Below are 19,706 nucleotides of genomic sequence, written 5' to 3'. Positions count from 1 at the left end.
AATCGATAAAAATCTCATTGTGTTATCTTGATAGCACTTCTTGATTTTTACGATTTTCGCTCGAAATTTCAAAATTTCACTCTACGTAATCTAATTTGGGAAAGAGTATAAAAGATAAGAATGAAATCCAAAAAATAACTCAACGCGAAAAAGTAAATCTGAAAATACTATTCGAGAATACCAATACACTACGAACATATGAAGAAGATAATGGGAAAAAAGTTACACGTATCATCGCATACATCAGCTACTGCTGAATATTTGACGTTTATAGCCACAAAAGGTGACGTGGAGCAATCCATCGAAATGCGCTATGAAGATGAAAATATTTGGATGACACAAAAGATGATGGCGGAATTGTACGGCGTTAGCGTGCCGGCAATAAACCAGCACTTGAAAAAACTTTTTGAAGATGGTGAGCTAAACGATTCAGTTATTAAGCAATACTTAATAACTGCAACTGATGGTAAGAATTACAAAACAGCACATTACAATCTCCAAGCTATTATTTCAGTGGGTTTCAAGATAGAAAATGAACGTGCTGTGCAGTTTCGAAAATGGGCACGTCAAATCGTCAAGGACTATACCATACAAGGATGGACGATGGATGTAGAGCGCCTCAAAAAAGGTCACATGTTTACCGATGAATATTTTGATCGCCAGTTGCAATTGATACGAGAAATACGTCTAAGTGAGCGAATGTTTTATCAGAAAGTGACCGATATTTATGCAACAAGTGTGGATTATGACTCATCGGCAAAAACGACAAAAGATTTCTTCAAAATGGTTCAAAATAAGCTTCATTATGCAGTACATAGGCACACCGCGGCTGAACTTATAGTCAAGCGAGCAAATGCGCAAAAAAAGCATATGGGACTCACCTCGTGGGAGGCTGCACCAGAAGGAAAAATACAAAGGTTTGATGTGTCTATCGCAAAAAACTATCTGACTCAAAAAGAAATGGATTTTTTGGAGCGTCTTGTTTCAATGTACCTTGATTATGCCGAGCTTCAGGCAGAACGCCGTATCCCGATGACGATGGAGGATTGGGCGAATCGTTTGGATGGTTTCTTGGAATTCAACGAAGCAGAGATTTTGACCGGCGTTGGTAAAATTACCCACGAAGAAGCCAAGCTCCACGCAGAGACACAGTTTGAAATATATCGCATCACCCAAGATAAAATTTTTAGGAGTGATTTTGATAAGTTTTTGGAACTCGTACCGGATAGTGAGGAAAAATAACTTCCGTGGAATCTATAAAAATATTACAAGAAGATGAAAGAAAAAAACCTGGATCAGGGAATAAAAAAATAACTCCAAAATGTAGGATTTAACCTGGATATATGAAAAAAGAGATTATTATTTTTCAGTCGAAAAATGGTGAAATAGAGTTTAAAGGTGATCTAAAAAAAGAAACCCTTTGGGCAAGTTTGCAACAAATTGCTGATCTTTTTGGTCGTGACAAATCAGTTATTTCACGTCATATAAAAAATATATTCAAAGAGGAAGAATTACACAGAGATTCAGTTGTTGCATTTTTTGCAACAACTGCCAGTGATGGAAAAACATATCAAGTGGAATATTTTGACCTCGATGTGATTCTTTCTGTGGGGTATCGTGTAAACTCGGTAAATGCTACAAAATTTCGTCAATGGGCGACCAAGACTTTACGTCAACATATTGTCACGGGATACACGATAAACAAAAAACGTATTACCAAAAATTACGATGAATTTCTACGCGCGATCGAATCGGTTCAAAAACTTTTGCCAAAAAATGGAAATGTTAAAGCTGGAGATACGTTGGAGCTTGTGAAAATGTTTGCTGATACGTGGTTATCGCTCAATGCCTATGACACGTCAACTTTTCCGAAAAGGGGAATGACCAAAAAACAAGCAAAAATAACAGCCAAAGAATTAGAAAATGCTATCGCAACATTGAAATATAATTTACAAAGGAAAGAAGAAGCAACAGAACTATTCGCTCAAGAAAAACAAAAAGATGCAGTTTCTGGTATTTCGGGTAATGTTTTTCAATCTTTCTTTGGACGTGATGCATATGAAACTCTGGAAGAAAAATCCGCACATCTCCTTTATTTTTTCGTCAAAAATCATCCATTTACCGATGGCAACAAAAGAAGTGGAGCGTTTGCCTTTGTTTGGTTTTTGAACAAAGTGGGAATATTACACAAAGACAAAATGTCACCCCAAGCACTGACAGCTCTTACACTCTTGGTTGCCGAGAGCGATCCCAAAGATAAAGACAAAATGATCGGGTTAATTTTGCAATTGCTGAAAAAATAAGAAGGGGAGCTAAGCTTTTTTTCATTTTTAAAATAAAAAATATAAGAGGAAAGAAAAATAGCTTTTTTTCCTTGATCTTGGCTTGGGGGAGGAGTAGGATGGGGGTATATCTGTTAAATATCTAAAATAATGAAATATTCTGAAGAAGATATACGAGCACAAAAAATTGATCCATCCCTTGAAAAGTCTGGATGGAAACCTTCTCAAATACGAAGAGAAGTGAGTTTTACTGATGGGCGAATTATTGTTCGTGGAACTGTAGTTTCTCGAGGTAAACCATTACGAGCTGATTATATATTACAATATAAATCAAATATTCCTCTTGCAATAATTGAAGCAAAAGATAATGAACATAGAGTTTTCGATGGATTAGAGCAGGCGAAAAAATACGCTGAAAAAATAGGACTTCCTTTTTGTTATGCGACCAACGGAGATGCTTTTGTGGAATATGATTTTTCTACAGGGAAAGAAACTATGATCGAAATGGATAATTTTCCAACTCCTGAAAAACTCTATGAGCGATATCTTAGAGTAAAGGGTATTCAAACCGAAGAAGAAAAAGGCATTGTTGCTGAAGAATATTTTATAGACACAAGTGGACGAACTCCCCGATATTTTCAAACAAGAGCTGTTAATGAGGTTGTTGAACATGTTGCCAAAGGAAAGAAACGGATGATGCTTGTGATGGCGACAGGAACAGGGAAAACGTATACTGCTTTTCAGATTATATATCGTCTTTGGAAATCTCGAACAAAGAAGAGAATTCTTTTTCTTGTAGATAGAAAGGCTCTTGCATACCAGACAATGCAAAAAGATTTCCGTCCCTTTGGAGAAAAAATGACACTTATCAAAAATAGAAAAGCAGATCATTCGTATGAAGTCTATATTTCTTTGTACCAAGGTATAACAGGAAACGAAGAGGAAAAGCAACTTTTTCGAGAGTTTTCTCAGGACTTTTTTGATCTTGTCGTTATCGACGAGTGTCATCGAGGAGGGATCAATGAAGATGGAACATGGCGAGAGGTCCTGGATTATTTTTCTCACGCAACGCATATAGGACTTACCGCTACCCCGAAATCCATAGAAGGTGCAGACAATTATAAATATTTTGGAGAACCCGTCTATACCTATAGCCTCAAGCAAGGAATAGAAGATGGTTTTCTTGCTCCTTATCGAGTTGTTCGCTACATAATGGACAAAGATATTGAATGGCGTCCCGATGCATATATAAAAGATCAAGATGGCGATCGTATAGAAGATGGTGTATACAATGTTTCGGATTATAACAAGAAAATTATTGTCGAAGATCGTATCAATGAAGTAGCTGATAAAATAACCGAGTATCTTCAAGAGACTGACCCCATGCAAAAAACGATTATCTTTTGTGCCAATATCGAACATGCTGAACGAATGCGACAGGCACTTGTCCAGAGGAATCCCCAAGAGATGAAAAAGAATCGTCGCTATATTATGCGTATGACGGGAGATGAAGAAGAGGGTAAAAGAGAAATAGAAAATTTCATCAACCCCGAATCTCCCTATCCAACGATTGTAACGACATCAGAACTTCTTACTACGGGAGTAGATGCACAAACATGTCGATTGATCATTCTTGACAGTGCCATAAACTCTATGACCAAATTTAAGCAAATTATTGGACGAGGAACGAGAATCAATAGTGATTTTGATAAATACTATTTTACTATTCTTGATTTTTCGGGTGCAACTCGACTTTTTGCTGATAAAGATTTTGATGGTGAGCCCGTTCGAGCTATTATAAAAGACAATGAAAGCGAGGAACTTGATCCCAAAGAAATAAACGAAACTTCTCAAACTCCCGAAGAAATACGAGAAGAATATCCTGAAGAAGAAATACTTCTTCCAAGAGATGAAGAGGAAGAAAAAAAGAAAACGAGAATTGTTATACAAGAAGGACAAGTAGATTTCAATGTGATACATCGTGTCGTTTCTATTATTGATCCAAAAACAGGAAAGCTCACTACAGAATCTCTCATAACCTATGCGAGTGAACAACTCAAAAATCGATATCAAAATTTAGAAGATTTTCTCAATGACTGGAATAAAGACATTCGCAAAACAACTCTTATACAAGAGCTTATCGAACAAGGAATACTTTTTGACGAACTCAAAAAAGAAATCGGAATGGAAGACATAGATGAATTTGATATTATTATGCACCTTGCCTATGGCAAGAAACCGCTTACAAGAAAAGAACGAGTTGATGAAGTAAAAAAACGAGACATTTTCACAAAATATGAAGGAATGGCACAAAAAGTTATCGAAGCTCTTTTGGAAAAATATGCTGATCAGGGAGTAGAAGCAATCGATGGAATAGAAGATCTCAAAGTCGCTCCGTTTATAACATTCGGATCACAATTTGAAATCGTCGAAGCTTTTGGTGGTCGTGATCGCTATCTCGAAGCGGTACAAGAAATACAAAATCATATTTACCAACAACAAAAATAGCGTATGCCCATAGAAGGAATGATCAAGCGAATCCGCAATGTAATGCGACAAGATGAAGGAATTGGAGGCGATGCTCAGAGAATCGAACAAATCGTATGGCTCTTGTTTCTTAAAATTTTCGATGATCAAGAAAAAATTCGAGAACTTGAAAATCTTTCATATTCCTCACCCTTTCCCGAAAATATCAGATGGCGAAATTGGGCAAGTGACAAAGAGGGAATCACAGGAGAAGAGCTTCTGAGTTTCGTCAATACAACGCTTTTCCCTACACTCAAAAAACTCGAAACAGAAAGGGAAGATGCTTTGTTTGTTCGGGAAATGTTTTCTGAAGCATACAACTATATGAAGTCAGGAACACTTCTCAGGCAAGTGATCAATGAAATAAATGAAATCGACTTTACCAAAAACAAAGATCGCCACCATCTCAATGATATTTATGAAACGATTCTCAAGGGACTACAAAATGCTGGGAGCTATGGAGAATTTTATACCCCACGACCGCTTACGAAATTCATCATAGAAACACTTGATCCTAAAATAGGAGAAACTCTTTTTGATCCCGCATGTGGTACAGGAGGATTTCTCATAAACGCTCTAGAATATCTCAAAGAAACCAAAGAAAAAACAACCGAAGATCGAAAGAAAATTCACGAGAGTATTCGAGGATGCGAAATAAAACATCTTCCGTATCTTCTCGCAAGTACCAATCTCATCCTTCATGGCGTAGAAATTCCCGACAATATCAAGCATGATGATATGCTTGCCAAATCGTATCAAGAATACACAGCCAAAGATCGTGTAGATATTATCGTGGCAAATCCTCCTTTTGGTGGAGCGGTAAAAGATGGCGTAGAGCAAAACTTTCCTGCGGACTTTCGAACCAAAGCGACAGAGCTTTTATTCCTTTTTCTTTTCGTGCATCTTTTGAGAGATGGGGGACGAGCGGGAATCGTCCTTCCTGATGGTGTACTCTTTGCCGAAGGCGTTGCCACGAGAATCAAGAAGCATCTTCTTGAAACGTGCAATCTTCATACGATTGTTCGACTTCCGCAAGGGGTATTTAGTCCGTATGCAGGAGTAAACACGAATCTTCTTTTTTTCACCAAAGGTGAACCCACCAAAGAAATTTGGTACTACAAACTCCCACTTCCCAAAGATCTCAAGACTCAATACACCAAAAACCGAGGGATAACGGATGAGGAATTTACACCTCTCAAAAAGTGGTGGAACGATAGAAAGGAAAACGAATACGCTTGGAAAGTTTCCCGAGAAGAAATAGAAAAAAAAGATTTCAACCTCGATAGTAAACATCCCGCATCAGCTCAAACAGAAATACACCGAGAACCCAAAGAAATTCTTGAAGGGATAGAGGAGAGAGAAAAAGAAATAATGAAACTGGTGGAGGAATTGAAAAAAGAGATATGAAAAAAGAGCCCTCTCTAGCTAGGTTGGTTTTCCAACGCACGGCCATGTTGCCGACTTTCACTATGAGAAGACTCAATTTTCATGGGCGCGAATATACCTTCGCGACCAAATATAATATAGCAAAATAAAGAAACAAAGAAAATAGTATTTATATGTGGCATTTATATTTAGATGAAAGTGGAGATCTTGGTTTTGATTTCGTAAACAAACGACCATCAAAGTTTTTTACTATTACTATAGTCGCAGTCAGCTCACTTGATGCAAATAGGAAACTTCATAAAGCAGTAAGTCTGACATTGAGAAGAAAATTGAACAAATCAAAGAGCAAAAAACGAAAAATAGAAGAATTAAAAGGCTCCTCTACAACTTTGGAAATAAAAAAATATTTCTATAAACAGATAAAAGATGTTCGTTTTGGTGTGTATTCGATAACGCTTAATAAAAAGAAAGTCTTCGAAAGACTGACAAGAAATAAATCTCGTGTATATAATTATGTTGCACGAAAAGTCTTAGATCAAATACCTTTTGAAAGAAATTCTGGCGATAGAGTAGAATTCATCCTTGATAGATGTATGGGAAAGCCAGAGATAGAAGAATTTAATGCGTATATTAGAAAGCAATTAGAAGGAAGACTTGCTCCTAGTATTTTATTGGATATTGACCATTGTAAATCTCATGAAAATAGAGGATTACAAGTTGTAGATATGCTTTCGTGGGGAATATTCCGAAACTATGAAAGAAATGACAGGGAATGGCTCGGTGTGTTTCGAGAAAAAGTTTTGTTTGATGAGTTGTTTTTGTAAAACAAAAACCCCCAGAAGGGGGCGACTGCCTACAAGGCCCGTTATGTCCCGACTTTTGCCAACCGATGGATGGGAACATCGAGAACAACCCTGATAGGACTTACGCCTACACACATAGTACACCCAAAATTGGATTTTGTCACCATTTTGTGAAATAATGGCTTTAAATAAGAAAAACAGTATGAGTTATTTCGAACTAGACACCATACAAGTTCTTAGAATTATAGAAGAACTTACAAAAGAAAAGGCATACACGGATGCAACTGAATTACAAAATGCCATTCCTAAAAAATGGAAATTAGAAGGTTGTGGAACGGGGAATATTACAAACGCATTGGCGCATCTCTATCGAGAAGGATATATTGATGGAATGACGGGGGAAGCGAGGGAGGTTTTATTGGAAGGTCGAGAAATTAAGAATCAATCTTTCTTCCTTACTCCAAAAGGAAGAGAGAAAACAAAAAACTGGTTTGTGAGAAATTGGCAGATTATTATGGGGTTTTTAGTGAGTTTGGCAACTATATTTACAGCATTATTTACAGGATTGATGTATTTTTCTCAAAAATAAATATGGATTGGAAAAAGAAAAAGAAAGAATTGGAAGAAAGTTTTGAAAAAGTTCATGGTAATTTGGAATTTTTACCAGACAAATATTGTACATGGAGAGATTATTCACCAAGCGGAAAAATTTCCCCAAAGAGTCTTACGGGATATAGAAATGTATTTGACTTTATTTGTGACGAAACTTTAAAAGAGAATCTTGCAGAATTAAGAATGGCTTTAGATTATCATGTGAGTATATATACTTTTTTAAAACCCAATTCGATTTTTAAAAGAAATCATAAATTTGTAATTTGCCAGATTGTCGGAGCAATTGTAGAAGGATTGCTTTTGGATTATATGCAATATCAATGTAACAAAGGTTCTACAAATTGTTTTTTAAAAAAAGTTTCAGAAGAAAAAATAAAGTCAAAGAATTTAGGTTTAGGATATTTAGTAGAGCTTTACAAACAAGTTAAATTTTTTAAAACCGATATTGCAATTAAATATTTACAAGACCTCGTTGCCTTGCGAAATACTGTGCATCCAAAAAGTTTAGGTGGAGAAAAAATTGAAAATAATTCACTTATGGAAATGTCAGTAACCTCAATAATTGATGTTTTTGACAATCTTATTCCACACATGAAAAAGCATTATGAAAAATAATTGGCAAAGAAAAAAACTTGGGGAAGTGTGTGAGATTATAACGGGGAATACTCCAAAGACTTCTATTATTGATTATTATGGAAATTCTTATTTGTGGGCAGGACCATCAGACTTAGATCAAGGGAAGTATATTTTGGAAACAAAGAAAAAATTATCAAACAAGGGTTTTTATGAGTCTGGAATTAGAAGGATATCGTCAGGATCAGTTTTAATGAGTTGCATTGGTAATATCGGAAAATTGAGCATAGCCAAGAAAGAAATGGCTACAAATCAACAAATTAATTCATTTGTTCCTATTAAAAATTTGGTAGATTCAGAATATTTATATTACATTCTTCAGACTAAGATAAAAGATTTTGAAAGTAAATCTTCTAAAACAACTGTGCCAATTATAAATAAAAGTAAATGTTCGGAAATAGAAATCCCGCTTCCTTCTTTGGAAGAGCAAAAGAGGATTGTGAAGAGGTTAGAGAGGGTTTTGGGGGAGATACAAAACGCCAAACGAATCAATGAAGAAGCATTGTCGGATATCAATCAGCTCCTTCCCGCCGAACTTTCAAAAATATTTGCGGGAGGAAAAGAGAAAGGGTGGGAGGAAAAAGAGTTGGGAAATTCTTCGATTTTAAAAATGACAAGCGGAGGTACTCCAAAGCGATCAATGGAAAGTTATTATAAAGGAGATATTGTATGGTTAAAATCAGGAGAATTGAAAGATTCTGTAAATATTTTGGATTCAAAAGAAAAAATTTCAAAAGAAGCTGTGCAAAAAAGTAGTGCGAAAATCTTTTCCAAGGGAGCGGTTTTATTTGCTATGTATGGTGCTACGGCTGGTAAGACGGGTATACTTGGAATTGATGCGAGCACAAACCAAGCAATAGCAGGAATGACTGTGAATAAAGAAAAATTAAATAATAAATATTTGTATTATTTTCTTTTAAAAAAAAGAAATGATATTTTGTTGAAGGCGTGGGGTGGTGCTCAGCCAAATTTAAGTCAAACAATACTTAAAAAAATAAAAATCCCTCTCCCATCTCTTTCTGAACAAAAAGAAATCGTTGATCGACTAGATGCGATATCGGAGAAAGCCAAAAAACTTCGAGAACTTCATATTCAAAACACGCATAGTCTCACCTCCCTCGAACAATCCGTCCTCTCCCAAGCGTTTCAAGAAGAATAAAAATAATATACCTCTATGAACAAAGAAAAAAAAGAATGTTTGGAGAAATTACAAGAGATAGAAAAAGTTTAGAAATCTTTTTTAAAAAACACTCATAAGAAAAATATGACAAAAGAAATACGCGTACGGCAGGCGAAAGAAGAAGATCTCGCTCGTATCGGAGAAATTGTATATGAGACATGGCTAGTAACGTACCCCAATACATCGCTAGGTATTACCAAAGAATGGATAGAAAAACTCTTTGAAAAGAAAAATACCCCAGAAAATCTTCAGCGTCGTTTGGAGGATATAAAAAATCAAAGTGATACGCTCAAGATTTTGGTAGCTCAAGAGGGGACAAATATCGTGGGAGTGGGTCGATTTCTCCAAAACGATGATCAAAATATTCTCAAAATGCTCTATGTACTTCCAGAGTATCAAGGTCATGGTATCGGAACTCGCCTATGGGAAGAAGGAAAAAAGATTTTTGATCCAAATAAAAAAACATTTGTATCTGTGGCAGATTACAATAATAAAGCGATTACGTTTTATAAAAAACTTGGATTTTGTGAGAATGGAAAGAGTTTTGTAGACGAGCGTTTTTCGCAAGGAGACATAGGTATTTTAGAGATAGAAATGGAGATATAAAGAATTCTCTTATGAGAAAGCATCGTATTTTTTTCGGTATTTTCTGTGTAATATTTTTTCTTATAAGTTTTCTTTTTTTGTTGTATCAAAAACCAAAAAATGAAAAAATATCAGAACAACTACCGCCAAGCGAAGAAAAAGAGAATGAGCAATATAGAGTGGAAGAAATGAAAGATTCTATTCTTTCAGAAGAGAAGCAAGAGAGAGAATTTGTTTCTCCTTTAAACAATCCTCAAGAACGTATAAATAAAAAGCCCTTTGGAATATGGGTAGATTCTCAAAATTCTCCCATTTTTCCAGAAAGATTTTTGGGATATCATACGGGAGTTGATTTTGAGATATTTCCGGGAGAAGAAAATGAAGATGTTGAGGTAAGAGCTTTATGTTCTGGAGAGATTTTTTTCTTAGAAGGAGTGAATGGGTATGGAGGGGTGATGCTCCAGAGATGTTTCTATGAAGAACAACCAATAATTGTGTTGTATGGACATATAGATAAAGATCGCGCACTTTTTTCATTGGGTGATCGGGTAGAAGTAGGGATGAAACTTGGGTTTCTTGGAAAAGGAAATTCAAAAGAAACTGATGGAGAAAGAAAACATCTTCATTTGGGAGTTATTAAGGGCGATAAAGAAAATTTTTTGGGCTATGTAAGATCCGAGGCGCTCTTGGATAATTGGATAGATCCTTGTGATTTGATTTGTTTCCTCTAATCTTTTTAGATAATAGTATATACTTGTAGATGTATTCGAGAAAGAGACAAATACTATAAGGATATATAAAAAATTTTTCCGTTGGTTATAACAGAGATCGGAAAATATTGGATGAAGTGCAACAGCGAGAAGAGAAAAAGTAATGTTTTCAATTCAAAAAATGTTCTTGTTCTTTATTCGGAGCTTGAAAATTACAAGAGGGTTTATGAAATAATAAAAAATATATGAATCAACAACAGAACAATCAACAACAGCAAAATCAAGTTCAGATAAAAGCTTCAGATGAAAAACTTAAAGGAGAGTATTCTAATGTTATGCAAATTCTTCATACCAAAGAAGAGTTTGTTTTGGATTTTCTCAACGTTTTCCCTCCGACAGGTATACTCAATGGAAGAATTATTCTCTCCCCGGGACATTTCAAAAGAATAATCGGTGCTATGCAAGAAAATTTAAAAAGATATGAAGAACAATTTGGAAAAATCGCCCCCTCCGAATCCCCAGCCGACGCTTCCGGAAAAATAGGATTTGAAGAAAGGGGATAAAAATGATTTTTCTGAGGACTCCTTGATTTTTTTAATTTTGTATTCTTTCGTGGTCTTTTGTGCGAATGGTAATTGATTGCTCATTAAATTTGGAAATAGAGTGATCAAGTAGTAAAAAAATAATGGCACTACCACAGCATATCATCCAAAAAAATAACAAAACAAAGAACATAATAAGGAGATCATTGGGTGTTTCTGTAAAGAGATATGCGAAGGCAAAACTGTAGAGTATGATCGTACTTATGATAACGAACCATATTCTCTTTTTGAGTCCTTCTTTTGTGGAATGAAATTCTTTCTTGAAAAAATATCGAGCAATATTTCTGAAAATTTCAGTGATAATGGTAAGGTACAATGAAGCTTGTATAAAAAGAAGAGAGAGATCCTTTTCGTCAAAGGACATTTCCTCTTGTTCTGAAAACGGTATTTCTATGGGGAGTTTTTCAACAAAAGCGGAAAGAGAGTTTTCATCCAGATTCTCTTGAGAAAAAATTATCGTAAGCGCGATAATAAAGAAGAGAAAAAGTGAAGCAGTTATGAGAAAACTATTTCGTATATAATATAAGAAGAATTGAATTGCTTTGATGAGGAGAAGAAATATAAAAAATTGATATTTCTTTTCTACAAAAATTTCCATAAAGATGAAGTAAAAAAATTTATTTATTTTTTTCAATATAACACAAACAAAAATAATAATGCACTTTTTATTTCCCCAGTGTTATTTTTATAGTAGAATAATGCACCAATTTTGGAGTCGTCGATCCTCTCTGTTTATGGGGCAATGTCAAGAGTGCGTTGCATTGGGAATTTGCGGAGGAGGGTGTCCCTTGCAGGCTGATATAGAAAAAGGTTCCATTTGGGAGTTGGATGATCGATTTTGCGTCCACTCAAAAAGAACATTGGAATGGCTTATTTGGGACCTGTACGAAAAAATGGTGAAATAGTGTGAAGATAGGGCGTTCTCAAAGGATTGAGACGCTCTTTTTATTAAATTTTTAGTAGTGTAAACTACTGTTATGCGTATGATACAAAAAACACTTTTTTCTATCGATAAAGATAAAGATGCATTTCAGATTTGGGTCAGATTGCGTTTTTTTGGAAAGGATGAGCCTTTACGTTTTTCGCATGATACGGGTATGGATATTTTAGAAGCCAAGCGTATCGCGCAGTGTAAAGAGTATGACGTATGTGCTCAATCTATCGAAGCTTTTGTGGGGGAAATATATGAACGACACCAATTGCTTTTTCCGATTGTAAAACGTAGCTATCATGAAGAATGGGAAAAGATTTCACGAGTATTTTATTCGAAAATTGAAACCCTTACCGAGATTCCCTGGGAGTTTTCGAAGTATCGCGTGATATTAAGCGCATTTCATCGCGGGATCAGTAATAGAAATGACAATGTAGTGTTTCGATGAATATTTGATGATCCAAAAGATCATTCGAGAATTACCGCACATGAAATACTTATGATTCATATGTGGAAAGTTTTTGAACATGTTTTTGGGGAGCAAACGGTTACTGAAAATGAAGATTTTTTCTGGGGTGCGAACGAAATTACCACAGTAGCAATACTTGGATTAGAACAAGATATGAATATGCTGTGGTCAAAAAATCAGCAAGGATTCGATAGGTTTCTTTCAGACTATTCGCAACTCTCTGATCTCAAAGAACGATTAGAAAAGAAATATCGAAACAAGACATCATTTCGAGAATATATTGAGGGGCTACAAGAATTTTTTTGAAAAGAAAAGCATCCTTTCCAAAAATTTCTTTGAGGGAAAAAGAATAAAAAACACATAACATCTCCAATGAAAACAGTCTTGCTACGCCGTGTAAAAAATGTATAAGAAATAAATCCAATGAATATATTATCTGAAAAAGAAAAAAGAATAATTATTGATAAGGGAACAGAGGCGCCTTTTTTGGGAGAGTATGTATATACTATGGAAAAGGGAATATATGTATGTCGTCAGTGCAACGCCCCACTCTATACCTCAAAAGATAAATTCGAATCTCAATGCGGTTGGCCAAGTTTTGATGATGAAATAAAAGGCGCTATAAAAAAACAAAGAGATGCTGATGGTATACGCACGGAGATACTCTGTGCTTCGTGCGGGGGTCATCTGGGGCATATATTTGTAGGGGAAAATCTGACAGACAAAAATAAACGTCATTGTGTAAATTCCCTTTCTTTAAAATTCATCCCCGATACTACAACTATATGATCAAAAAATAGGGTAAAAAGAATTTTTTTGGAAAAGAAAATCATCCTTTCCAAAAACATCTTTGAGAAAAAACATCGAGTCGTTTATAAGTATTTTAAGGTCATAAAACCAAGAATAATAAGAGCGACAAAAACAAGGGAAAGAATATCGATATATTTTTCTATGGAATCTTTGTAACGTCTTCCTAAATGATGCATAAGGAAAGCTACTAAGAAAAAACGCATTCCTCTACCGATAAGAGATGCAATAACAAAAGAAAGAAAATTTATTTTAAATACTCCCGCAGCGATAGTGATAAGTTTGTAGGGAATGGGAGTAAATGCAGCTGTGAAGACGGTAAGAAAAGCATTAGCTTCGTATTTGTTTCCTATGAGAATAAATTCTTCTTGAAGTCCATAGGTGTTTACTATCCACAGACCTACGCTAGAGAAAAGAAGTACACCAATGGCATAGCCCAATATTCCACCCAGAGCACTTGAGACAGTACAGATAGCGGCATGACGAAGAAAGTGAGAAGGATTTGCCATGACCATAGCGATAAGAAGGGGATCGGGAGGTATGGGAAAGAAAGAACTTTCCGCAAAGGATAGAGTAGCAAGTGCTTGTTCAGCTCTCTTGGTTTCAGCCCAACCCACAACCCAAGTATAGAGAGATCGAATTTTCTTTCTGGGCCAGTTGAGGAGGGAAAGTGAAAAAAGAACAGGTTTTGATTGAATGAATTTTTGAAACCGTGGAGCATCTCTCCACAAACGTAAAAAGGTAAACATAGATACTTTTTTAAATAATTTTTTACAAGGCTTATGTAGGGGGCTAGAGTTGGCTTGTTTTCTTTTACAATTTTCAAATTCCTTTTACAAACTGAAAAAGATTTGAAAATTTTATTATGAAATGAAGTAAATAACAGTCTAAGTATAGAACAAAAATAGTAGATTCTCAAGAAGGATATCCTTGAAAAAATACGTTTCTTAGAATTGAGAAAGATCAATTTCTTCGTCAATTCGAATCTGTGAAACAAACTCCCATGCGTGAGAAACGAGAATCATAGCACCTTTATACTCATGAAGAGCTTTGGCGATAACAGGAATATGACGAAAGTTTATATGATTCGTGGGTTCATCAAGAATAAGAAGGTTTGGCTGTTGCATAACAAGTCGAGCAAAGAGAAGGAGTCCTTTCTGACCTTCAGAAAGACTTTCTACTTTATTATGAAGAAGACTTCCAGGAAGGAGAAATTTTGCTGCTGTGGCATATACTGTCTCTTCAGTTCCTTCTTCCATAACTTCCTGAAGTGCGGCGAAGGCAGTTCTATGAAAATCTAAAGTAGAAAAATCTTGTCGATAATAACCTATGCGAGCTTCTGGAGAGATGTCTACAAAGCGACTGTCCTTTTTTGCAAGCGATTCCAAAAAAGTACTCTTTCCTATACCGTTAGGACCAGAAATAAGAACATGAGTATTTCTTTTTATTTCCAGATTAACGGGATAGAGAGTTTGTCCAGAGGGTTTCATAACAGAAATAGATCGTATGGTTATGATAGGACCGATTAAATCAGGAGCGGGTATATGAAAAGGAGGAAGTGTTTTATCTTCCTTTCGAACAGTTACTTTGTTTTCTTCTAAATCACTTGCAAGGTCACGCATTCGTTTGGCAACAGCACGTAGTTTTCCTCCTTTGTTGGCAAAAACATTCGCTTGGTCCTTCTTTTGTTTGATAGTGCGTTCGAGGCGTACATTTTCACTTTGTTCTTTCTCGATGCGTCTAGAAATTTCTTCTACTACATCGTAATAATTTCCAGAATATTGTTCGAGTTTGTGTGTATGTATATCAAGATAGAGAACTCCCTCGGTAAAGGAGTTAAGAAAATCAGCATCATGGGAGATGACAAGTACGGTTTTATCGTATTCTATAAGAAATTGAGTAAGATGAGCTATTCCTTGGGCATCGAGATTATTGGTGGGTTCATCAAGAAGGAGAATATCCGGATCTTGAATGAGTGCGGAAGCTAAAAGTATACGTGCTTGTTGTCCTCCAGAAAATTCTCGTATTTTCTTCTCAAGAGGAGGGAGGGGAAGATTAACAGCATCCAAAACACTCGCGATAGTTCTCGGAAGATCCCAACTTTCTCCATGGAAATATTTTGAAAAATAATCAGACAAGGAAAGCTCAAGTTCTTCTCGAGGAATAGTTTGTTTTCCAATGGCGATGGTCGTATTTTTATCTTTGGAAACTTTTCCGTCGTTTGGTTTTACTTCGCCTGTGATGATTTTGAAAAGAGAACTTTTCCCAGCGCCGTTTTGACCCATAAGGGTAAACTTTGCTCCTCGACGCAAAGAAAAACTTACCGAATCAAGTACGGATTTGTTGTGAGAATATTCGAGAGATACTTCATCAAGACGAAGAACGACAGAGTCTTTTGCCATAAATATAGAGAGTAGTTATTAAAACATTCCCCCTTCTTTGTGGAATGTTTTTTATTCGAATCGAAATAATGAATAAGATGGAAAAAAGTGTTTTCTAAGGAGAAAATATTCTTGGGAATAACCTCTTCCACAAAGAAATGACACACCTATGAAAAACACATTGTACTATTTATGACATAAAATATAAAAAATAGCAAGAGAATATGTTCTCAATATTTACATTGTTTTGTATAAAAAATGAGTGTAAGTTGTGGGTGATTTCTTGACAGAATGAGATATATATGTAAATATTTTTCTTCTTGAAGTTTAAGAAAATTCTCTTAAATTAAAGAAAAAAGTTCTTTTTAAATTTGATTGGGGAATCGGTCTGTACAATTTAAATATATTGAATTCTGCAGACCGATTCTCGGTAAACCTCATTTGATAAAAATATCATTTGAGAAAATTTTTCTTTAAAAAAGGAGATGGTTGAAATGAAAAAACAACCCATAGAAATTGGAAGCGTCCTTTATGTAGAAGAGGCTTGTCTTCCAAGTCTTGTCGTCATAGAATTTTTTCCTGATGGCGATGGTTATGAAGGAGATACTAGTCCGACATATTTAGTCCGACCTCTTATGCCTCTTTGCGAATTCTCTGAGGCGGATAAACAGGCAGGGCTTCCTGGCTGTCATTTCGTAAGAGACGGAGAGTGGCTTTGGCGAAATGAGGAAATGTTTTTCCTTGAAGGGGATGGGGATCTTGTTTTGACGGAGAGAATACTTTGGATTAGAGTTTCTGATCCAGAAGAGTTTTCCGACAAAGTTCATGTTATCGGGAAAGTATCTCCGACTGCTCTAAGAGCTGTTCAGAAGAAGATTCTCGAATTGATACTGAATGAGGATTCTTTCTCGAGTATGAAAAAAGAAGATTTACTTCCCCGAGTAAATTTTCAAGGCGCGATCGATTTCGCACTCGAGTCCTGGTCTGCTTCTCCATCGATTACCTAAAGAATAAAGCCCCCTACAATACACTAGTATTGTTTGGGGCTTTTTTATTTTTTTAAAAAAGAGAAGTGGATGAAATGAAAGAATATACTTCAAGAATGCGTATTAGTATTTGTGCTATAATAAAAAATATATTAGTAACGAAATAATGTGTATGAAAAATGTTTTGGAAAGTGTTTCAAAAAATAAGATTTTGTGGATAGGAGCCCTCATCTTCGTTTTTGCTTTTGGTGGTGGATATGCAGCGTCTTGGTTTGATGGAATGGGAGCTTTTTCTCAGAGAGGGTATGGAGATTTTCAAATGAGAAATCATATGCAAGAAAAGGGAAATGGAGAATGGGGTTTTGAAAAAGGAAATGAGAACTGTCCGATGAAGGAATCGGGAAAATGTTCCAAAGAAGGGAATAACAATCGACAGGGATCAGGACAGGGATCAGGACAGGGATCAGGACAAGGAATGGGACAGGGAGGACGAATGATGAACTCAAATGAAAAAGAATGTTCTTCGGAAGAGTGTCTTGCTGTTGATAACCTTGAGTATCCTGTAGCTGAACTTTCTCAAGGAGCCAAAGAAGCCCTTATAAAAGCTATAAATGATGAATACAAGGCGCGTGCAACCTATGAAAAGACAATAGAAACGTTGGGTATGGTACGACCATTTTCTATGATTATTCGAGCGGAAGAACAACATATTTCTTCTTTAAAAGGATTGTTTGATAAATATGGAGTGGCTATACCTGAATCGATTTCCAAGGATTCTGTCTCAGTGCCTGCGACATTAGAAGGCGCTTGTCAGATAGGAGTGACCGCAGAAATGGAGAATGTAAAATTGTATGAAGAAGAACTTCTCGATGTAGTAAAAGAATATCCTGATATATACAATGTTTTTGTAAATCTTATGAATGCTTCCAAAAATCGACATCTTGTAGCGTTTGAAAATTGCGCGAAATAAAAGAGAATATTTTTTAAAAAACAGTCTTTCCTTTTTGGGAGAGATTGTTTTTTTATTTGATTATTTGTAAAAATCTTCTTATAATGAAGAAAGTTTTCGTAGCTTTTTTTGAAAATAGAATTAAAAGAAAAATAAAAAAATTATGAGTATAGATTTTGGTGAAAAAGATGAATATCCTGGTTTAGAAAATAAATTTCCTGTAAGTGAAGATGTTTCAAAAATACCTAATCTTTCAGAATTAAATAAAAATAGAAAAGAGGAAGTCTTTTTTGATGAGAAAAAGAATTTTTCTTCTTTTTTAAAGAATATAAAAATATTTTTTAGGAAGAAATAAAAAATACTTAAATTTTTTAGAGCCCCCTTTTTTTGTTCTATGGTTACTTTCTGTTTCGTTATGGGAATTTATTCAGTACTAAAAAATATGATTTTATTGTTTTTGTAGAATACTTCTGGGTAATTAATTGGTTTTGTGTTTTGATGGGATACTATGTTCAGAGGGATGTTAGAGAAAAATAAAAAGATATTTGTATTGAAAAAAAACACATTTGGGTTTAGTCTTCTTTATATCTTATATACATATCTTTATGAAAAGAAAATCTCTTAAAATGACTGACAGAATTTTGTACGAACTTATAAAGAAAGAAAAGAAGCGTCAAGAAGAAGGAATGGAGCTTATTCCGAGTGAGAATTATGCCTCATTATCTGTTTTGGAGGCTTTGGGATCGGTTTTTACCAATAAATATAGCGAAGGGTATCCAGGAAAGCGTTATTACGGAGGGCAAATTTTTGTAGATCAAATGGAACAGCTTGCTATTGATCGAGCTAAAGAGCTTTTTGGAGCTGAACATATAAATGTACAACCTCTTTCGGGTGCTCCAGCAAATCTAGCTGTATATAGCGCACTTCTTTTACCAGGAGAAACTGTTTTGGGAATGGATCTTTCTCACGGAGGTCATTTGACTCATGGACATCCTGTTACTGTTCCAGCGAAGATATATCGATTTGAACGATACAAGACAGAAAGTGATGGAAAGATTGATTATCAAAAACTTCTCAAACAGGCCAAAGAAGTAAAGCCAAAAATTCTTCTTGCGGGTTTTTCTTCTTATACAAGACGAGTAGACTTTTCAGCTTTTTGTCGTATCGCCAAAGAAGTCGGAGCTATTTCTTTTTTTGATATGGCGCATGTCGCTGGGCTTGTGGCGGGAAAGGTTTATCCGAATCCTGTTTCTTATTTTGATATCGTTACCACAACAACGCATAAATCATTAAGAGGGCCGAGAGGAGGAATGATTCTTTGTAAAAAAGAATTTGCTCAAGCTATAGACAAAGCGGTTTTCCCTGGTCTTCAAGGAGGGCCTCATGAAAATAATATTGCAGCTAAGGCAGTCGCATTTGGTGAAGCCTTGAAAACAGAATTTCATGAATATGCCACATCTATTTTGGAAAATGCTAAAGTTTTGGAAAAAGAATTTAAGAAAAGAAAGTATGTTCTTGCTTTTGGAGGAACGGATTCACATATGCTTGTAGTGGATACAGTGCAAAGTTTTTCTCTCACAGGAAAACAAGTAGAAACAGCATTGGATAGTGTGGGTATTACGGTAAACAAAAATGTTATTCCTGATGATTCCCGTGGACCATTGGATCCAAGTGGAATTCGTTTAGGAACGCCCGCTGTCACCACAAGGGGTATGCGAAAAAAAGAAATGGAAATAATTGCTGAATTTATTGATCAAGCTATTCAATCACATAATGATGAAAAGAAACTTAAATATATACAAAAAGAAGTAAAAACTTTTTGCAAAAAATTTCCTGTTTACTCTCCAAATTAAGAATGAAAAAT

General features: G+C 35.4%; 22 protein-coding genes. 19 read left to right on the top strand and 3 right to left on the bottom strand.

What is annotated here, in order from left to right; genetic code table 11:
• The first annotated feature begins 210 nt into the window (after positions 1–210).
• The 11 genes from IPN70_05195 (at position 211) to IPN70_05145 (ending at position 11,280) form a co-directional block, all read left to right on the top strand.
• Entirely contained in the window at positions 211–1,242 is a 1,032-nt protein-coding gene (locus IPN70_05195) for a virulence RhuM family protein (protein ID QQS61859.1), read from the top strand.
• A gap of 101 nt (positions 1,243–1,343) precedes the next feature.
• On the top strand, positions 1,344–2,303 hold the full coding sequence (locus IPN70_05190) for a virulence RhuM family protein (protein QQS61251.1): 960 nt from the start codon (positions 1,344–1,346) through the stop codon (positions 2,301–2,303).
• Positions 2,304–2,432: 129 nt separating this feature from the next.
• The gene (locus IPN70_05185; protein ID QQS61250.1) at positions 2,433–4,790 is read left to right on the top strand and encodes a DEAD/DEAH box helicase family protein; all 2,358 of its coding nucleotides are present in this window, start codon (positions 2,433–2,435) and stop codon (positions 4,788–4,790) included.
• A gap of 3 nt (positions 4,791–4,793) precedes the next feature.
• Positions 4,794–6,215 (top strand): SAM-dependent DNA methyltransferase, encoded by a 1,422-nt coding sequence (locus IPN70_05180; protein ID QQS61249.1) that lies wholly within the window; start codon positions 4,794–4,796, stop codon positions 6,213–6,215.
• Positions 6,216–6,367: 152 nt separating this feature from the next.
• Entirely contained in the window at positions 6,368–7,018 is a 651-nt protein-coding gene (locus tag IPN70_05175; protein ID QQS61248.1) for a DUF3800 domain-containing protein, read from the top strand.
• Between the two features lie 181 nt (positions 7,019–7,199).
• Positions 7,200–7,586, top strand: a complete 387-nt coding sequence (locus IPN70_05170; protein ID QQS61247.1) for a hypothetical protein — start codon at positions 7,200–7,202, stop codon at positions 7,584–7,586.
• Positions 7,587–7,588: 2 nt separating this feature from the next.
• Entirely contained in the window at positions 7,589–8,224 is a 636-nt protein-coding gene (locus IPN70_05165; GenBank protein ID QQS61246.1) for a hypothetical protein, read from the top strand.
• Positions 8,214–9,401 carry a restriction endonuclease subunit S gene (locus IPN70_05160; GenBank protein ID QQS61245.1) on the top strand — a complete coding sequence of 396 codons (1,188 nt, stop codon included), beginning with the start codon at positions 8,214–8,216 and terminating at the stop codon, positions 9,399–9,401. Before IPN70_05165 ends, IPN70_05160 begins: the two co-directional genes overlap by 11 nt.
• Before the next feature lie 105 nt (positions 9,402–9,506).
• A complete protein-coding gene (locus IPN70_05155; GenBank protein ID QQS61244.1) occupies positions 9,507–10,028 on the top strand; it encodes a GNAT family N-acetyltransferase in 522 nt (173 codons plus the stop codon).
• Positions 10,029–10,039: 11 nt separating this feature from the next.
• Positions 10,040–10,738, top strand: a complete 699-nt coding sequence (locus IPN70_05150; GenBank protein ID QQS61243.1) for a M23 family metallopeptidase — start codon at positions 10,040–10,042, stop codon at positions 10,736–10,738.
• A gap of 224 nt (positions 10,739–10,962) precedes the next feature.
• Positions 10,963–11,280, top strand: coding sequence for a DUF3467 domain-containing protein (locus tag IPN70_05145; protein ID QQS61242.1), 318 nt, complete (start codon positions 10,963–10,965; stop codon positions 11,278–11,280).
• Positions 11,281–11,311: 31 nt separating this feature from the next.
• Here IPN70_05145 and IPN70_05140 read toward each other — a convergent pair whose 3' ends face one another.
• A complete protein-coding gene (locus IPN70_05140; GenBank protein QQS61241.1) occupies positions 11,312–11,917 on the bottom strand; it encodes a hypothetical protein in 606 nt (201 codons plus the stop codon).
• Positions 11,918–11,975: 58 nt separating this feature from the next.
• Between IPN70_05140 and IPN70_05135 the strand changes: the two genes are divergently transcribed.
• The 4 genes from IPN70_05135 (at position 11,976) to IPN70_05120 (ending at position 13,508) form a co-directional block, all read left to right on the top strand.
• Positions 11,976–12,224 carry an SPASM domain-containing protein gene (locus tag IPN70_05135; GenBank protein QQS61240.1) on the top strand — a complete coding sequence of 83 codons (249 nt, stop codon included), beginning with the start codon at positions 11,976–11,978 and terminating at the stop codon, positions 12,222–12,224.
• Positions 12,225–12,302: 78 nt separating this feature from the next.
• Positions 12,303–12,698, top strand: a complete 396-nt coding sequence (locus IPN70_05130; protein QQS61239.1) for a hypothetical protein — start codon at positions 12,303–12,305, stop codon at positions 12,696–12,698.
• A 51-nt stretch (positions 12,699–12,749) separates the two neighbouring features.
• Positions 12,750–13,025 (top strand): hypothetical protein, encoded by a 276-nt coding sequence (locus IPN70_05125; GenBank protein ID QQS61238.1) that lies wholly within the window; start codon positions 12,750–12,752, stop codon positions 13,023–13,025.
• A gap of 117 nt (positions 13,026–13,142) precedes the next feature.
• Entirely contained in the window at positions 13,143–13,508 is a 366-nt protein-coding gene (locus IPN70_05120) for a methionine-R-sulfoxide reductase (protein ID QQS61237.1), read from the top strand.
• 83 nt (positions 13,509–13,591) lie between these two features.
• Here IPN70_05120 and IPN70_05115 read toward each other — a convergent pair whose 3' ends face one another.
• A complete protein-coding gene (locus IPN70_05115) occupies positions 13,592–14,275 on the bottom strand; it encodes a DedA family protein (protein ID QQS61236.1) in 684 nt (227 codons plus the stop codon).
• 198 nt (positions 14,276–14,473) lie between these two features.
• Positions 14,474–15,928 (bottom strand): ABC-F family ATP-binding cassette domain-containing protein, encoded by a 1,455-nt coding sequence (locus IPN70_05110; GenBank protein ID QQS61235.1) that lies wholly within the window; start codon positions 15,926–15,928, stop codon positions 14,474–14,476.
• A 473-nt stretch (positions 15,929–16,401) separates the two neighbouring features.
• Here IPN70_05110 and IPN70_05105 point away from each other — a divergent pair, with 473 nt between their 5' ends.
• From IPN70_05105 to IPN70_05090, 4 genes are all read left to right on the top strand, one after another.
• The gene (locus IPN70_05105; GenBank protein QQS61234.1) at positions 16,402–16,914 is read left to right on the top strand and encodes a hypothetical protein; all 513 of its coding nucleotides are present in this window, start codon (positions 16,402–16,404) and stop codon (positions 16,912–16,914) included.
• A 151-nt stretch (positions 16,915–17,065) separates the two neighbouring features.
• Positions 17,066–17,863, top strand: coding sequence for a hypothetical protein (locus tag IPN70_05100; GenBank protein QQS61233.1), 798 nt, complete (start codon positions 17,066–17,068; stop codon positions 17,861–17,863).
• Positions 17,864–18,005: 142 nt separating this feature from the next.
• Positions 18,006–18,197, top strand: a complete 192-nt coding sequence (locus tag IPN70_05095) for a hypothetical protein (protein QQS61232.1) — start codon at positions 18,006–18,008, stop codon at positions 18,195–18,197.
• A 250-nt stretch (positions 18,198–18,447) separates the two neighbouring features.
• Complete coding sequence (locus IPN70_05090) at positions 18,448–19,695, top strand: serine hydroxymethyltransferase (protein ID QQS61231.1); 1,248 nt, start codon at positions 18,448–18,450, stop codon at positions 19,693–19,695.
• Positions 19,696–19,706: the final 11 nt, after the last annotated feature.

The sequence above is a fragment of the Candidatus Moraniibacteriota bacterium genome, assembly GCA_016699795.1.
Taxonomy (GTDB): domain Bacteria; phylum Patescibacteriota; class Minisyncoccia; order Moranbacterales.
The sequence above is the reverse complement of the archived record's forward strand: the minus strand, read 5'-3'. Positions and strand labels throughout refer to the sequence as shown.